Origin of the sequence: Streptomyces sp. CA-249302 (genome assembly GCF_050936785.1) — a bacterium.
Lineage (GTDB): Bacteria > Actinomycetota > Actinomycetes > Streptomycetales > Streptomycetaceae > Streptomyces.
This window is the reverse complement of sequence record NZ_JBNJMG010000001.1, coordinates 1044831-1059344: the sequence shown is the minus strand read 5'-3', so window position 1 is coordinate 1059344 and position 14514 is coordinate 1044831. Positions and strand designations below refer to the sequence as shown.

General features: G+C 72.1%; 16 protein-coding genes. 7 read left to right on the top strand and 9 right to left on the bottom strand.

Annotated elements, in window-relative coordinates:
• Positions 1-43 precede the first annotated feature (43 nt).
• A complete protein-coding gene (locus ACQEWB_RS04735) occupies positions 44-637 on the bottom strand; it encodes a DUF308 domain-containing protein (RefSeq protein WP_432827338.1) in 594 nt (197 codons plus the stop codon).
• A gap of 110 nt (positions 638-747) precedes the next feature.
• Between ACQEWB_RS04735 and ACQEWB_RS04730 the strand changes: the two genes are divergently transcribed.
• Together ACQEWB_RS04730 and ACQEWB_RS04725 are read left to right on the top strand one after the other, a co-directional pair.
• A complete protein-coding gene (locus tag ACQEWB_RS04730; protein WP_432827336.1) occupies positions 748-1950 on the top strand; it encodes a sensor histidine kinase in 1203 nt (400 codons plus the stop codon).
• Positions 1947-2606 carry a response regulator transcription factor gene (locus ACQEWB_RS04725; protein ID WP_432827334.1) on the top strand — a complete coding sequence of 220 codons (660 nt, stop codon included), beginning with the start codon at positions 1947-1949 and terminating at the stop codon, positions 2604-2606. Before ACQEWB_RS04730 ends, ACQEWB_RS04725 begins: the two co-directional genes overlap by 4 nt.
• Positions 2607-2677: 71 nt before the next feature.
• Here ACQEWB_RS04725 and ACQEWB_RS04720 read toward each other — a convergent pair whose 3' ends face one another.
• Positions 2678-4162, bottom strand: a complete 1485-nt coding sequence (locus ACQEWB_RS04720) for an MFS transporter (protein WP_432827332.1) — start codon at positions 4160-4162, stop codon at positions 2678-2680.
• Positions 4163-4248: 86 nt separating this feature from the next.
• Between ACQEWB_RS04720 and ACQEWB_RS04715 the strand changes: the two genes are divergently transcribed.
• Positions 4249-4626, top strand: coding sequence for a MarR family winged helix-turn-helix transcriptional regulator (locus ACQEWB_RS04715; protein WP_432827330.1), 378 nt, complete (start codon positions 4249-4251; stop codon positions 4624-4626).
• Positions 4627-4638: 12 nt separating this feature from the next.
• Here ACQEWB_RS04715 and ACQEWB_RS04710 read toward each other — a convergent pair whose 3' ends face one another.
• The gene (locus tag ACQEWB_RS04710; protein ID WP_432827328.1) at positions 4639-5382 is read right to left on the bottom strand and encodes a maleylpyruvate isomerase family mycothiol-dependent enzyme; all 744 of its coding nucleotides are present in this window, start codon (positions 5380-5382) and stop codon (positions 4639-4641) included.
• A gap of 122 nt (positions 5383-5504) precedes the next feature.
• Between ACQEWB_RS04710 and ACQEWB_RS04705 the strand changes: the two genes are divergently transcribed.
• Complete coding sequence (locus ACQEWB_RS04705) at positions 5505-6299, top strand: SAM-dependent methyltransferase (RefSeq protein WP_432827326.1); 795 nt, start codon at positions 5505-5507, stop codon at positions 6297-6299.
• On the opposite strand, the gene ACQEWB_RS04700 is transcribed toward ACQEWB_RS04705, so the two are convergent.
• A complete protein-coding gene (locus ACQEWB_RS04700) occupies positions 6289-7428 on the bottom strand; it encodes a sensor histidine kinase (protein ID WP_432827324.1) in 1140 nt (379 codons plus the stop codon). The two genes, ACQEWB_RS04705 and ACQEWB_RS04700, sit on opposite strands and share 11 nt — an antisense overlap.
• A complete protein-coding gene (locus ACQEWB_RS04695) occupies positions 7425-8084 on the bottom strand; it encodes a response regulator (RefSeq protein ID WP_432843643.1) in 660 nt (219 codons plus the stop codon). The genes ACQEWB_RS04700 and ACQEWB_RS04695 overlap by 4 nt, the downstream gene beginning before the upstream one ends.
• A gap of 274 nt (positions 8085-8358) precedes the next feature.
• Here ACQEWB_RS04695 and ACQEWB_RS04690 point away from each other — a divergent pair, with 274 nt between their 5' ends.
• Together ACQEWB_RS04690 and ACQEWB_RS04685 are read left to right on the top strand one after the other, a co-directional pair.
• The gene (locus ACQEWB_RS04690; RefSeq protein WP_432827322.1) at positions 8359-9588 is read left to right on the top strand and encodes a DUF418 domain-containing protein; all 1230 of its coding nucleotides are present in this window, start codon (positions 8359-8361) and stop codon (positions 9586-9588) included.
• Positions 9585-9725: a hypothetical protein gene (locus tag ACQEWB_RS04685; protein ID WP_432827320.1), complete on the top strand. Its 141-nt coding sequence runs from the start codon at positions 9585-9587 to the stop codon at positions 9723-9725. Before ACQEWB_RS04690 ends, ACQEWB_RS04685 begins: the two co-directional genes overlap by 4 nt.
• Before the next feature lie 10 nt (positions 9726-9735).
• Here ACQEWB_RS04685 and ACQEWB_RS04680 read toward each other — a convergent pair whose 3' ends face one another.
• Positions 9736-10752, bottom strand: coding sequence for a serine/threonine-protein kinase (locus ACQEWB_RS04680; RefSeq protein WP_432827318.1), 1017 nt, complete (start codon positions 10750-10752; stop codon positions 9736-9738).
• 204 nt (positions 10753-10956) lie between these two features.
• On the opposite strand from ACQEWB_RS04680, the gene ACQEWB_RS04675 reads away from it, so the two are divergent.
• On the top strand, positions 10957-11628 hold the full coding sequence (locus ACQEWB_RS04675; RefSeq protein ID WP_432827316.1) for a DUF6518 family protein: 672 nt from the start codon (positions 10957-10959) through the stop codon (positions 11626-11628).
• Here ACQEWB_RS04675 and ACQEWB_RS04670 read toward each other — a convergent pair.
• The 3 genes from ACQEWB_RS04670 to ACQEWB_RS04660 form a co-directional block, all read right to left on the bottom strand.
• Positions 11625-12719, bottom strand: a complete 1095-nt coding sequence (locus tag ACQEWB_RS04670) for a response regulator (protein WP_432827314.1) — start codon at positions 12717-12719, stop codon at positions 11625-11627. The genes ACQEWB_RS04675 and ACQEWB_RS04670 overlap by 4 nt on opposite strands.
• Complete coding sequence (locus ACQEWB_RS04665; protein WP_432827312.1) at positions 12712-12957, bottom strand: hypothetical protein; 246 nt, start codon at positions 12955-12957, stop codon at positions 12712-12714. Before ACQEWB_RS04665 ends, ACQEWB_RS04670 begins: the two co-directional genes overlap by 8 nt.
• A gap of 235 nt (positions 12958-13192) precedes the next feature.
• Positions 13193-14368, bottom strand: coding sequence for an MFS transporter (locus tag ACQEWB_RS04660; RefSeq protein ID WP_432827310.1), 1176 nt, complete (start codon positions 14366-14368; stop codon positions 13193-13195).
• Positions 14369-14514 lie beyond the last annotated feature (146 nt).

Genomic DNA, 14514 nt, shown 5'->3' with positions numbered 1-14514 from the left:
GCGCCCAGTCTCACGGCCGGGAGCCCGGCGGGGCAAGCGGGGCTCACCGCGCTCCGCGCCGGCCGCGGAGGCTCAGGGCGATGACGGAGACGAGGAACCAGAAGGCGCCGAAGGCCGAGTACCCGGCGACGGCGGACAGGCCGCTCGTCGACGAGCCGGACATGGCGGCGATGCCGGCACCGGCGAGGACGGACTGCCCGCCACTGACGGCCATGGGCCACTGGGCGCCGACGGAGCGCCGACGCCGTATCGCCGTGACCAGCTGGACGGCCCCGGAGAGCAGCGCCCAGACGCCGAACACGAGAAGGGCCCTGCCGACGGTGGAGGAGACGGCCACGGCCATGCCCGCGGTGGCGACGAGGCCGAGTGCCGCGTTGGCCGTGCCGACGGCGTCCGTCGTGCCGGCCAGTCGACGTTCGAGGAGCGTGGCGACGACGTCCCACAGGGGGTAGCCGACGAGCAGCACGCCCGCGATCGCCGTGGGCGTGTCCGTCGACTTCAGCGAGGCGGAGGTCGCGAGGACCAGGGCCACCCAGATCAGGGAGAAGACGATGCGGATCAGGTGGAGGGAGCGCAGCCCGGAGGCCGTGGTCGCGGGCGGGGTCGAAGCTGTCGGCCGTACGGAAGTCTGAGTCATCCTGGGTCCCGTTGTGATCGTGACGAGGTGAGACGGTCGTCTCGGGGACGAGTCTCAGCGGCCTCGGGAGGGGACGCGTACTTCGAACGAAGTACATGGTCGGGGAGCCCGTGAACGAGAATCGGGTCATGGCCGAGGTGTACGACGAGCAGGACGGACCCGCGGCACCCCTGTGGGTGCGCCGCCCCGAGGTGCTGCATCGCGTCGCCTACGCGGTGGCCGCGCTGGTGTTCACCGGACAGATCGTGGCGGTGGTCCTCAGGGGCTCGGACTGGCCGACGGCCCTGTCCGTGCTCCTCGCCGGTGCCGGGGTCGCCCTCTCCTGGTGGCGGCCGTGGCCGGGGCTGGTCGTGACGAGCGCCGCGTCCTTCGCCGTCACGGCAGTGGGCCACGACCCCCTGTCGGTGTGGATGATGGCGGTGCTCGTGCTGTTCTCGGTCACCCTCAAGGGGAGGCAGCCGCTGGTCGGGACCGGCATCGTGGCGGCGTTCTTCCTGGGGGCGTTCATGACGGTGGGAGGATTCCGCGGCGGCGCGGTGGTGGGGGCCGCCGCCCTCTTCTCGGCCGTGGCGGGAGGCGCGACAGGGGCGGCGCTCCGCATCCACCGGGACCACTGGTGGATCCTGGCGGAACGGGCCGAGAACGCCATCGCCACCCGCGAGATCGAGGCCACCCGGCGGGTGACCGAGGAACGCCTGCGCATCGCCCGGGACCTCCACGACGTCATCGGCCACCAGGTCGCGATGCTGAGCCTGCACCTCGGTGCCGCGGAGATCGGGCTGCCGGCGGACGCCGAGTCCTCCCGGCAGGCCCTCGACTCGGCCCGCTCCAGCGCCCGCACGGTGGTCGTCGAGACGCAGCGCATCCTCGCGCTCCTCCGCCTCGGGGACGACGGCCCCGACGACGAGGCGCTGCGGCCGACCCCGGCGCTGAGCGGCCTGGAGGGACTCGTCGCCTCCTTCGAGAGCATCGGCCTCGACGTCAGGTCCGCCATCGACATCCCCGCCGGTTTCGTGGAGCCGAGCGTCGGCGTGACGGTCTACCGGGTCGTTCAGGAGGCGCTCACCAACGCCTACCGGCACGGCGAGGGGACGGCGACGGTGGAGGTGCGCGAGATCGACGGCAGGATCTGCGTCACCGTGGAGAACCCCGTCGCCCGCTCGCCCCGCGGTTCCGGCCCGGGCAGTGGCCTCGGACTGGTGGGGATGCGCGAACGCGTCGAGTCCTCCAGCGGGCGGCTGACGATCGGCGGTCACGACGGGCGGTTCCGGGTCCACGCGGAGTTCAGCCCGTTGGGAGCGGTCGTCCGATGACGCGGATTCTGATCGTCGACGACCAGGAGGAGATCAGAGCCGGCATCCGCACGATGCTCCGCCTCGACCCGGGTCTCACCGTCGTCGGTGATCTCTCGGACGGCCTCCAAGTCGCCCCCTTCCTCCGGGAGCACACCGTCGACCTGGTCCTGATGGACATCCGCATGCCCGGCATCGACGGTGTCGAGGCCACCCGCCGGATCCGCGCGGAGCATCCGCCCGAGAAGACTCGGGTGATCGTGCTGACCACCTTCGACCAGGACGACATCGTGCTCGCCGCCCTGCGCGCGGGCGCCAACGGATTCCTGAGCAAGACCGTGAGCCCGGCCGAGCTCGTCGCCGGGATCAACGAGGTGGTCGGCGGAGGCGGTGCGTTGTCGGCCGCCGCGACGGCCGCGCTCATCGGTCACATGACCGACAGCCCGCCCCCGGTGATCGACCGGGAACTGCTGCGCCGCTTCGACGCGTTGACGCCCAGGGAACGGGACGTGGTCGTGCTCGTCGCGAGCGGACTCGGGAACGACGAGATCGCGGCCCGGCTGCGCGTGTCCCCGTTCACCGTGAAGACGCACGCGGTGCGGGCCATGACCAAGGTCGGCGCACGCGATCGGGCGCAACTCGTCTCGTTCACCTTCCGGGCCGGCCTCTACCCCTGAGCCGGCCGGGCAGCCCGGTGCACGGAACGGCGCGGGCATCCCCCTCGATGCCCGCGCCGTCCCGCCGTCGCCTAGTCGCGCACAGGCACGCGATCCGCCTCCAGGGAAGTGGACTTGGCCACCACGACGGACTTCGGTGTACGACGGGTACGCACCCCGGTGAGCGTGATCAGCAACCCGGCGAGCGCGATACCCGTGACCACCACCAGCCCGGGCCGGTAGCTGTCCAACACGGCCTGCGGAGTGGCGTGTTCGGGTGCCCCGGCCGTGACGACCGCCGTCACGACGGCCAGGAAGATCGCGCCGCCCACCTGCACCGAGGTGTTGAGGAGGCCCGAGATCATGCCCTGCTCGTGGTCGTCGACGCCGTTGGTGGCCTGGATGTTGAGCGAGGGGAAGACCAGGGCGCAGGCCGCGCCGATCAGCAGCATGGAAGGCAGGATGACGGCCGCGTAACCGGGGTCGAGGTTGATGCGCAGGAACAGCGCGTATCCGACGGCCATCAGCGTGAAGCCCGCCGCGATCAGCCGCTGGGTGCCGAACCGGTCGACGATCGCGCCCATCTTGGTCGAGGACACCGCGACCAGCGCGCCCGCGGGCAGGAAGGCGAGCGCGGTGTGCAGCGCCGACCAGCCGAGGAGCGACTGCATGTAGAGGGTGGTCAGGAACTGGAAGCCGACGTACGAGCCGAAGAAGGCCAGCGCGCCGAGCTGGGCGCGGATCTGGTTGCCGGAGCGCAGCACGCCCAGCCGGACCAGCGGACCCGGCGAGCGGCGCTCGACCAGCACGAACACGGTCAGCAGGACGGCGACGGCGAGGAAGGACAGCAGCGTGCGCGCCGATCCCCAGCCGACCTGCGGTGCCTGGACGACGGTGAAGACCAGGAGGAGCATCGACGCGGTGCCGAGGACGGCGCCGGGGATGTCGTAGCCGTTGTGGTCCTTCTCGCGTTCGCTGCGCGGCAGCAGCTTCAGGCCCGCAAGGAGCGCGATCAGGGCGATCGGCGCGGGCAGCAGCATGGTCAGGCGCCAGCTGGCCTCGGTGAGCAGGCCGGAGAGGACCAGGCCCATCGAGAAGCCGGTGGCCGCGCAGGTGGTGTAGATCGAGAGGGCGCGGTTGCGCAGCGGGCCCTCGGCGAAGGTCGTGGTGATGATGGACAGGCCGGCCGGCGCGGTGAAGGCCGCGCTCAGGCCCTTGATGAAGCGGCTGGCGATCAGCAGCGGACCCGAGTCGACGAGGCCGCCGAGCAGCGAGGCGAGGGCGAAGACGCCCAGCGCGACCAGGAAGACCTGGCGTCGGCCGAGCAGGTCTGCGGTACGTCCGCCCAGGAGCAGGAGGCCGCCGTAACCCAGGATGTAGCCGCTGACGATCCATTGCAGCGTCGAGGTGGACAGGTCCAGGTCGGAGCCGATGGACGGCAGGGCGACGCCGACCATCGACACGTCGAGCGCGTCGAGGAACATCGCGGCGCAGAGCACCAGCAGGGTGCCCCACAGCCGGGGAGTCCAGCGGACCGCCAAGGGCGGGGCCGCGGGAGTGGTGAGCGGAGAGGTCATGTCCACAGACACTACATGCGTATGCATGAGATGTAAGCGCATTTAATTCACGTGCAACAAAGCTGATTCTCTGCTACGGTGCGCGCATGGCGGCGAAAAAGGCCGAGCAGGCGCTCGTGGACCAGTGGCGGGAGATGCTCGCGCTGCATGCGCGCACCCAGTGCGAACTGGACCGCGCGCTGCACCAACACGGCCTGTGCGCCAGCGACTTCGAGGTGCTGGACGTACTGTCCGGCGACTCCTGCGCCTACCGGGTGCAGGAGATCTCCGAGCGCGTCCACCTCAGCCAGAGCGCGCTGTCGCGGCTGATCGCCCGGCTGGAGAAGGACGAACTGGTCGAGCGCGCCATGTGCGCCGAGGACCGCCGGGGCGTCCGGGTGGCCCTCACGCCGAAGGGTCGCGCCCTGCACGGCGAGGTGCTGCCGGTGCAGCGCGCGGTGCTGGTGCGGATGCTCGACGCCTGAGGATCGGCCCGCTCAGCTCCAGGTGACGGCCGACTTCTCGCGCCACAGCGCGGCGACGGAGGCGTCCCCGGTCACGTGCGGGAACGGCACGCGGTTCCACAGCGAGAGGTACAACTGCCCGGCGGGCCCGGCCACTTCGCAGTCGACGTCGTCCTCCGTCCAGTCCCGCTCGGTCGCCGGGGCCTCCTGGGAGAGTCGTACGGTCCACACCGCGTCGTTCTCGTCCACCGCCCGCACCCGCAGCACCCGGGGCTCGTCGCTGCGGACCTTGCTCCGGCCGCGGGCGTGGAAGCCGCGCAGCAGCTCGTCGACGCCGTCCACCGCGAAGGCCGGGGCGATCGGGCTCGGCGTGCCGCCCCTCGCCGACTCGGCGTCGACACGGTGCACGGTCGTCTCGTGGGCCTGCCGCCGTGCCCAGAAGGCGAGCGGGGACGGCGCGGGCAGGAAGTGCCAGCACCGCACGTCCGGCGAGGCCGAGGCGAGCGTGTCGACCAGGTACCGGTGTCCTTCGCGGAACCAGGCCAGCAGCTCCTCGCCGTCGAGCTCGGGCAGCCCGCCGTCGGGCTGGTACGAGGTGTGCCCCTCGGCGACGAACGCGGCCGCCCACCGGTGCACCATCCCGGTGTGCCGCACCAGGTCCCGCACCTGCCACTCGGGACAGGTCGGCACCTTGGCGTCCGTCCCGGCCTCCTCGGCGGCCACGGCGAGCAGGCCGCCCTCACGGTCCAGGATCCGCACGTACTCGGCTGTCTCCATGACAGGAGTGTGCCGGATGGAGTGCGGTCGAGCCTCTCGGAACGAAGATCCAACCCTGACGCGCGTTTCACGCCACGAGGACGTAAATTGTGGGGGACACCAGGCCAACTCGGGGAGTCCCCATGCCGCTTGAAGGTTCGCTCATCAACAGCAACGTTCCGCACTCGGCCCGTATCTGGAACTACTGGCTTGGCGGCAAGGACTGCTACGAGATCGACCGGCAGGTCGGCGACCAGATCGTCGCGGCCAACCCGCACATCATCGACATCGCCCGCGCCCAGCGCGGCTTCCTGGTTCGCGCCGTCGAGCACCTCGTGCGCGACATCGGCATCCGGCAGTTCCTGGACGTCGGCACCGGACTGCCCACCGCCAACAACACCCACGAGGTCGCCCAGCGGGCGGCCGCCGAGTCGCGGATCGTCTACGTCGACCACGACCCGATCGTGCTGGCCCACGCCGAGGCCCTGCTCACCAGCACGCCCGAGGGCCGCACGGACTACATCGACGCCGATCTGCGCGACCCCGACGGCATCCTGGAGCAGGCCGCCAAGACGCTGGACTTCTCCCAGCCGATGGCGCTGATCCTGCTCGGCATCGCCGCGCACGTCACCGACGACTCCGCGTACGGCATCGTGGAGCGCCTCGTGGGCGCCCTGCCGGCCGGCAGCTATCTGGTGTTCTGCGACAGCACCGACGCCGTCCACCCCGAGCAGCAGCGCGCGATGGTCGAGCAGTGGAACGCGGCGAGCGACAATCCCCGCGTCAACAGAAGCCCGGAGCAGCTCGCCCGCTTCTTCGACGGCGTGGAGCTCCTGGAGCCCGGCCTGGTCTCGGTCTCCCGCTGGCGTGCCCCGGAGGCGGGCGGGCGGCTGCCTGCCGAGGTCGACAGCTTCGGCGGGGTGGCCCTCAAGGCGTAGGGAGCCGGTCCACGCGCAGCCGTACCTCGTAACCCCCGGCCGCCGAGGGCCCCGACTCGAAGGTGCCGCCCAGGAGTTCGGCGCGTTCCCGGAGGCCGACCAGGCCCTGACGGGAGCCGGGCAGGGGCAGGGCGGGGCGAGTCGGCGGGGTGTTGGTGACCGTGACGCCGTAGGTCGTGGTGTCGTACCAGAGGCGTACGGTCGCCCGCGCGCCCGGCGCGTGTTTGCGGACGTTGGTCAGGGACTCCTGCACGGTGCGGTAGACGGCGCGCTGGGCCGGTGTGCCGATGTCCGGCGGGAGTTCGCCGGTCAGGGCCGCGTCGATGCCGCTGGTCGTCACCAGTTCGTGCAGGTCGGCGAGGGTGGGCTGCGGGGTGAGCTCGGTGGCGCTGCCGCCGGAGGCGCGCAACAGGGTGACCATGTGCCGCAGTTCGTCGAGGGTGTCGACGCTCAGCGAGCGGATGGTGCGCGCGCCCTCCTTGAACTCCGGGTCCTTGGCGGCGACTTGGAGTGCGCCCGCCTGTACGGCGATCAGACTGACCTGGTGGGAGACGACGTCGTGCATCTCCCGGGCGAGCTGGGCGCGTTCGCGGGCGAGGACGGCCTGGGAGTGCAGCAGCCGTTCGTGCTCCCGGGCCTCCTCGATCTCGGCCAGCCGCCGCGACAGGTCTCGCCGGGCCTGCACGAGTTGGCCCAGCAGGACGGGTGCGGCGGCGGTGGCGAGCATGTAGAAGAAGTTGACCAGGGTCCAGGTGCGGTCGCGGGAGGTGAGGTCGTCCAGCGGCCACGGGGCCGCGGAGGTGAGCGCGAACAGCAGCGCGCACCCGCCGAGCAGCCGACGGTTCCGGGACCGCTCCGCCAGCGTGAACAGGGCCGCGAACGGGGCGAAGACGATGTCCTGCATCAGGCTCGCGGGAAGCGTGCACAGGAACACCGCGAGCGGAAAGCGGCGCCGGAGGACGAGCGCGGCGCAGCCCGCCACGGCGACGGCGACCGCGAACGGCGAGTCGTCCCACAGACCGAACCAGACGTCGAGACCGGCGACGGCGACGACCAGCCCGTCGACGACGGGGGCGGGGACGCGGGCCCACCAGGGCCGGGGCACCCTGATGGGCCGGGATGCGCTCATCGCCCGCCCTCCGCGTCCCGCCCCGCGTCCAGCAGTCCCGCCCGCTGGGCGAGGAGCGCCGCCTGGACCCGGCTGGTGACCCGCAGCTTGGTGAGGATCGCGCTGACGTGGTCCTTCACCGTGCCGGCGCTGAGGTGGATGCGGGCGCCGATGTCGCCGTTGGAGAGCCCCTCCGCAATCAGCACCAGCACCTCGCGCTCCCGCCCGGTGAGCCGCCCGACCCGCGCCGCCTCCTCGTCGTCGACGGCCGCCGCACCGGGGTGGCTCTGCCAGACGGCCCGCGAGGCCTTCGGCGACAGTACGACCCCGCCCGCCGCCAACGTCCGTACCAGCTGCGCCAGTTGATCAGGCTCGGTGTCCTTCAGCAGGAAGCCGGCCGCGCCCGAACGCAGCGCGGTGAGGATGTACTCGTCGGCGTCGAACGTGGTCAGCATCGCCACCACCGGCGGCCGGGCCAGCGCACGCAACTCCCGCAGCACGGTCAGCCCGTCCACGTCCGGCATCCGGATGTCCAGCAGCACGACGTCCGGCCGCACCCGCACCACGGTGTCGACGGCCTCCGCACCGGTCGTGGTCGCGACCACCTCGACGTCGTCGGCCGCGCCGAGGATGAGCTGGAATCCGGACCGCACCAGGGCCTCGTCGTCGACCACCATCACCCTGATCACGTGCGTTCCGCCTCGTCGCTGGGGAGCGTACGTCCGCGACGCACGTCGATGCCGATTCTCACCGCACCGACCGTAGAACGGGAAACACCGCGCCCGGAGCCCCGACGGGACACTCCCGCCACTCGGGGGGAGCGGTCCAGCCGCATGGGGGAGGCCCGGGCCATCGCGTGCCGTCCGCGAGAGCCGGTACCCCCCGGACGGCGGGGGTGCACCGGACACCTGCCGGATACTCCGGACCCGCGGCCCTCTCCAGCCTGGGAACATGACCCAGAACGCAGACGACACGGCGCTCACGGCGCCGTCCACCGCCCGCACCGATGCCGTCAACACCGCCCAGACCGGCGGTAGTTCGACGGTGGGCCGCCTGATCGGCGTGGATCTCGCCCGGGGCCTCGCAGTCTTCGGCATGTACGCCGCCCACGTCGGCCCCGACCCGTCCGAAGGCGGTGTCACCGGCCACCTCATGGAGCTGGCGCACGGCCGCGCCTCCGCGCTCTTCGCCTTTCTGGCCGGCTTCTCGATCATGCTGATCACCGGCCGCCGCAGCCCCAGAACGGGCCGCGCGGGCCGCCAGGCGGTGGCCAAGGTGGTGATACGCGCGCTAGTCCTGCTCGCCCTGGGCACCGCCCTCACCCTGTCCGGCACCCCGGTCGAGGTGATCCTCGCCTTCTACGGCCTGTACTTCCTGCTGGTCCTGCCCCTGTACCGGCTGACCGCAGGCCCTCTGGCGGTCGTCGCGGCGGCGAGCGCGCTGCTCCTGCCTCAGATCCTGTACGTCGTGCAGCAGACGCTCCCCACCGACGGCGTCAGTGGCGTCTGGGCCTGGCCCGCCGGCGCCGACGGCATCGTGTCGCTGCTGTTCACCGGCAGCTACCCCGCCCTGACCTGGGTCCCCTTCGTCATCGCGGGCATGGCGGTGGCCCGCCTCGACCTCGCCGCCACCGTCGTACGCACCCGGCTCGCACTCACCGGTCTCGGCCTCGCCGTTCTCGGTTACGGCGGCTCCTGGCTGGCTCTGCACCTGGTACCCGGCGCGCTGTCGGCGCTGGGCAAGTCCGGCTGGGGCGACGGGGGTTCGGCGGCGTCGGCCTGGTGGTCCGACACATGGGGCTACCCGAGCGGCACGACGCCGGCCGGTCTGCTGGTGGCCTCGCCACACAGCGAGACGACCCTCTCCGTCCTGGCCAACACGGGTGTCGCGATCGCCGTCCTGGTCGGCTGCCTCGCCGCCGTCGACGCCTTCCCGCGCGTCCACCGCCTCGCCCGGCCGGTGATCGCGGTCGGCTCGATGTCCCTGACCGCGTACGTCTTCCACGTCGTCGGCATCCGCCTGCTCGGCATCGAGGAACTCCCCGGCTCCCCGCCGCACGTCCTGCTCGGCTTCATCGTGGCCGTGACCGTGTTCGCCACGCTCTGGTCCCGCCGCTTCCGGCGCGGCCCGCTGGAGTGGCTGCTCGGCAAGGCCACCAAGCCCGCCGAGCTGATCAGGTGAGCGGCCCGCCCGGCGACCGCTGGGAGTTCCTCTGGCTGACGGCGGCCTCGGCGGTCGCCGTCCTGGCGGTCCTGCGCCCCGACCTGTACGCCGCTGCGGCACAGCACTTCGCGGACGGTCTCTTCGGCCGCCACTGACGGTCGGGGTTCAGGGAGCGGTCGTCGTGCCGGTCGGGGACGAGGACGGTGGACGTGCGGTGCCCGCGACCGTCGGCGGTGGGCTGGTGTCCGGCAGTCGGCTCTCACCACCCGGCCGGATCGCGGTGATGATCATGACGACGGCCACGGCGGCCGCGGCGAGCAGGACCAGGGCGGTGAGCAGCCGGGAGGACCGTTCGGCCACCGGCGCTTCCGCCGGCTCGGGTGCCGCCGCGAGCGGCCTCAGACACGCCACCACCTCGTCCGCGCCCGGCCGCCGGTCCGGATCCTTGTCGAGAAGCCGACGCAGGAGAGGGGTCAACGGGCAGTCGGCGTCCGGGAGTTCGGGATCCTCGTACACCACTGCCAGCAGTGTCGCCGGCATCGAGGAGCGGGTGAACGGAGGGCGGCCGGTCAGCGCCGCGCAGAGCGTCCCGCCGAGTGCCCACCAGTCGGACGGCGGGCCCGGGGCACCGCCGGTGGCCCGCTCCGGGGAGACGTACTCCGGGGTGCCGACCAGTCGGCCGACCCGGGTCAGCGGCCGCGCGTCCTGTACGGCGGCGATCCCGAAGTCGGTGAGTACGACGCGGTGGCCCGGGCCGAGCAGCACGTTGCTCGGCTTGACGTCACGGTGCAGCACCCCGGCCGCGTGCACGCCGCGCAGCGCCTCCGCCAGCGCGAGCCCGATACGTGCCGTCTCCCGCACGCCCAACGGCCCCTGGGCGGCGATGGTCCGCTCCAGCGACGGTGCCTCCACCAGCTCCATCACGATCCACAGCCGGTCGTTCTCCTCGGCCACGTCGTAGACCCGCACGACGCCCGGGTGGTCGATGCGCGCAGTCGCCCGCGCCTCGCGCAGCGCACGCTCCCGACGCGTCACCGGGTCCTCGTCCGTGCCGAGGCCGTCGAGCAGCAACTCCTTGACCGCGACCGGGCGTTCGAGCATCTCGTCCCGCGCTCGCCAGACCCGTCCCATGCCACCCTGCCCGATACTCCCCGTCAGCTCGTACCGGCCACCGATGCGCATGGGCGCCCACCTCCCCCTCCTTCCATGACAACACAGCCCGCCACGGGAGGAGCAGCGCGAATGCGCCGGTTGGAGCGGCAACGCGTTTGCGGGCGGGCGGCAGGGGCGCGCGGCCCGGCGATGACCGGAAGGACGGCTATACACCTCGCGTGTACGTCACGTGTATAGTGCGCGGGAGTGCACAGCAGGTGCGACGGAGCGAGCGTGACCGCGGAGGCCGGTGTGGCGACGATTGCGACCCCCGATGAGCTTGATGTTCCGGACGATACCCGCGGTGCGTGGGTCGGCCCCGCGGCGATGGCGGTGGTCGGCGGGCTGTTGCTCGGTGTGCTCACCAACCTCGCCCAGGGGTGGCTCCCGGGTGCCTGGAACCAGCTTGCCAACTCCGGCGCCGTCTGGTCCGCCGTGGCCTTCGGCGCCGGTGCGCTGCCGGCCCGCCGGGGCGGCGTGTCCCGGGCCGCGGTCGGTGGGCTGGCCGCCGAGGCCGGACTGGTCCTCGGCTACTACGGCTACGCCGAGTTCGGTCGTGACGGCATGGGCGACCTCCTGTTCCCGCTCGTCTGGCTCGGCATGGCCTGCGTGGCGGGACCGCTGTTCGGCGTCGCCGCGCACTGGTGGCGGCGCAGCCCCGACATACGGCGCCGGATCACCGGACTGGCCGCGTTCGCCGGGCTGTTCGGCATGGAGGGGGTGACGGCCGCGTGGGACCTGCACCACGCGTCCCAGGCCTGGGCCTGCCTCGCGGCGTTCGTCCTCGTACCGCTCCTCATGGCCCGCACCCACCGGGAGCGTGCCCTCACCCTGGCGGCGGCCGTGCCCTGCGCCCTCCTCGCCTACGCGGTCGTCGAACTGCCCCTCCAGGCGGTCTCCGGCTAACGGTCGCCGGCGAAGCGCCGTTCGAGGTAGATGCCGGTGAAGACGGCCACCTTGGCGCGCAGCGCCCAGGGGTCGAAGGGCTTGCTGATGTAGTCGACCGCGCCGGCGGCGTAGCCCCGGGCCGAGTGTTCGGGGTCGGCGCCTATGGCGGTGAGGAAGATGATCGGTACGTCGCGGTTGCGCGGACGGCGTTTGATGTGGGCGGCGGTCTCGTAGCCGTCCATGTGCGGCATCTGCACGTCCATGATGATCACGGCGAAGTCGTCGTGGTCGAGGAGCGCCTTGAGCGCCTCCTGACCGGAGGAGACGGCGACGAGTTCCTGGTCCAGCGTGGCGAGTACGGCGGTCATCGCCAGGAGGTTGTCGGGCTGGTCGTCGACGATCAGCACCTTGGGCATGGCCTGGGCGGAAGCCGCCGGGAGGGTCACGGTGGCCTGCTGGACCTGCTCCACGGCCTCCAGCTGGCGTTCCAGGAGGTTGCAGCGTTCCTCGGCCCCGGCGTGCTGCTTCTTCGCTGCGTCGAGTTCGCTGCAGAGCCGGGCGACCTCGCCCTCGAGTCGCTCCCGCTCACGCAGCAGTTCCGTGACGTCGGGATTGGCCGCGGCCAGCCGGTCGGCCCGTTCGCGTTCGGCGCTCCAGGCCGCCTCCAGGTGGCTCAGGCGCACTTCGAGGTTGGCGATGCGGTGCTTGCGGTCCAGCAGCGCGTCGCCCAGCGCGTCGCCACGAGCGGTGGAACGGCGTGACGCCCGGTCCGCCTCGGCGAGCTGCTCCTCCAGCTCCTCCACCGCGTGTCTCGGCGAGGTGCTGCTCTCGACGACGGCCCCGTGCAGCCGCCGTACGAGCTCGATGGCCTCCGGGGTGGCCGCCACGCCCCGCTGCTCGGCCACGTCGGTGAACAGGTCCATCACCACGTCCCAGGGCGGTACCCGGGTGCCGTTCAGATAGCGGGAGAAGGTACCGGCGTCCCGGATGCGCCGGGCCGCGTACCGGCGTACCGACACCTCGAGTCCCTCGAACAGCTCGCGGAGCGCCATCGCGAGCGCCCGGGACTCGGGGGCCAGGTCCTGGGCCAGCGGCCGGAGTTCACCCATGCCGGTCCCCGGCCTTCGAGCAGAGCGGCCGACGGCCGCGGGGCCGGTCGGCCGCATGCCCGCGCACGAGCACCAGGTGGAGGACCTGGACGGCTCCTCCGACGGCGGCGAAGCCGCACAGCGCGCTGCGGGCCGCCCCGTCACCCGCGAGCGTGGACAGAAGCCCGGTGCCGGCCCCAGCCAGCAGCGACAGCGCCAGAACCAGCACGGTCCGCTTGGGCAGTCGTAAACGATCCATCGTTCCTCTTTCGGTGCCCGGCCGTCGACCGGCCGGAACTGCGCGCCCCAAGCGGGGCGCCGAAAAGTGAAGACCAGGATGAAGGGGGATGAAGGTGTTGCGCCACACGGTCGACGAAGCGGCAACGATCAACACCGTTGCCGGGTACGGTACTTGCTCCCGCAACAGGGATCACGGCAGGTCAACGGGTGTTGATCGGTGCCGTGTTGCGGCAACGCGGGCGGCGGACCGGAGGTCAGCGCCCGGTCGTGTGCCGGGTGGCGAGGCCGATGACGGCTGCCGTGGCGGCGAGGACCGCGACGCTGGTGAGGGCGGCGGGCAGAGAGAACCAGTCGGCCATGAAGCCGATCGCGGGCGGGCCGAGGAGCATGCCGCCGTAGCCGAAGGTCGAGGCGATCGCGACGCCCTCGGGGCCGGCCAGGGTGCCGGCGCGTTCGACGGCCACCGGGAAGAGGTTGGCGAGGCCGAGTCCGGTGACGACGAAGCCGAGGAGCGCCGCCCACAGGGAGGGGGCGAGCGCGCCGAGCAGCATGCCGGCGGCGGCGGTCGTGCCGCCGATGGTCAGCGTGCGGGTCCGGCCCAGGCGTTCGAGCAGCCTGGTGCCGGTGAGGCGGCCGATCGTCATGGCGAGCGCGAAGCAGGAGTAGCCGACGGCCGCGGCGCCCGGAGAGGCGTGCAGGTCCTGTTCGAGGTGCAGGGCGCTCCAGTCGGCCAGGGCTCCCTCGCCGTAGGCCGTGCAGAGGGCGATCAGACCGAAGGTGACCACGAGGCCACGGGTGCGGGTGTCGGGCCGGCGTGCCGTGGACGCCTTCCCGGAGAGGCTCTCCGGCGGCACGGGTGGCTCGATACGCAACAGGGTCCGTCCCGCGACGACGGTGACGACCAGGCCGATGACGGTGAGGCCGAGCAGATGCCGAGTCGGCGACAGATGGCCTGCGACCAGCCCGCCGAGCCCGGCGCCGATCATGCCGCCGAGGCTGAAGGCGGCGTGGAAACTGGGCATCACGGGGCGCCGCAGGGCCCGCACCAGGTCGACGGCCGCGCTGTTGAAGGCGACGTTGATCCCGCCGTAGGCGCTGCCGAAGACCAGCAGTACGGCGCCGAGTGCGAGGGCGGAGTGGGTGAGCGGAGGCAGGGCGACGCTGAGCGAGAGCAGGATGCCGCAGACGACGGTGACCCGGTGGTTCCCGTACCGCCGGCACAGCCGCCCGGTCAGCATCATCGTGATCACGGCACCGGCGGACACACCCAGCAGGGCCAGCCCGAGGGTGCTGGCGGAGGCGCCGGTCTGCTCCTTGATGGCGGGGATACGGACGACCCATCCGGCGAAGACGAAGCCGTCGAGAGCGAAGAAGACGGTGATCGCGACACGAAGCCGGGTGAGCTCGTTGCCCGGCACGACACTGTGCATTCGGGTTTTGTTTATTGGCGGCACAAACTCAGGCTAGGCGGGGAGAAGGGGCGGGGCAAGGGGCGAACGAGTCGGAGGCTTCCGCCGGCGGGACGCGCGAGGGGCGGGCGCCCATCGAAAAGCGCCCGCCCCTCACCAGTCGAATC

Coding starts and splice junctions, on each gene's coding strand:
- ACQEWB_RS04735 (WP_432827338.1), bottom strand. CDS start 637: ATGACTCAGACTTCCGTACGGCCGACAGCTTCGACCCCGCCCGCGACC.
- ACQEWB_RS04660 (WP_432827310.1), bottom strand. CDS start 14,368: ATGCACAGTGTCGTGCCGGGCAACGAGCTCACCCGGCTTCGTGTCGCG.
- ACQEWB_RS04680 (WP_432827318.1), bottom strand. CDS start 10,752: ATGCGCATCGGTGGCCGGTACGAGCTGACGGGGAGTATCGGGCAGGGT.
- ACQEWB_RS04665 (WP_432827312.1), bottom strand. CDS start 12,957: ATGGATCGTTTACGACTGCCCAAGCGGACCGTGCTGGTTCTGGCGCTG.
- ACQEWB_RS04715 (WP_432827330.1), top strand. CDS start 4,249: ATGGCGGCGAAAAAGGCCGAGCAGGCGCTCGTGGACCAGTGGCGGGAG.
- ACQEWB_RS04700 (WP_432827324.1), bottom strand. CDS start 7,428: ATGAGCGCATCCCGGCCCATCAGGGTGCCCCGGCCCTGGTGGGCCCGC.
- ACQEWB_RS04670 (WP_432827314.1), bottom strand. CDS start 12,719: ATGGGTGAACTCCGGCCGCTGGCCCAGGACCTGGCCCCCGAGTCCCGG.
- ACQEWB_RS04705 (WP_432827326.1), top strand. CDS start 5,505: ATGCCGCTTGAAGGTTCGCTCATCAACAGCAACGTTCCGCACTCGGCC.
- ACQEWB_RS04690 (WP_432827322.1), top strand. CDS start 8,359: ATGACCCAGAACGCAGACGACACGGCGCTCACGGCGCCGTCCACCGCC.
- ACQEWB_RS04720 (WP_432827332.1), bottom strand. CDS start 4,162: ATGACCTCTCCGCTCACCACTCCCGCGGCCCCGCCCTTGGCGGTCCGC.
- ACQEWB_RS04695 (WP_432843643.1), bottom strand. CDS start 8,084: ATGGTGGTCGACGACGAGGCCCTGGTGCGGTCCGGATTCCAGCTCATC.
- ACQEWB_RS04710 (WP_432827328.1), bottom strand. CDS start 5,382: ATGGAGACAGCCGAGTACGTGCGGATCCTGGACCGTGAGGGCGGCCTG.
- ACQEWB_RS04725 (WP_432827334.1), top strand. CDS start 1,947: ATGACGCGGATTCTGATCGTCGACGACCAGGAGGAGATCAGAGCCGGC.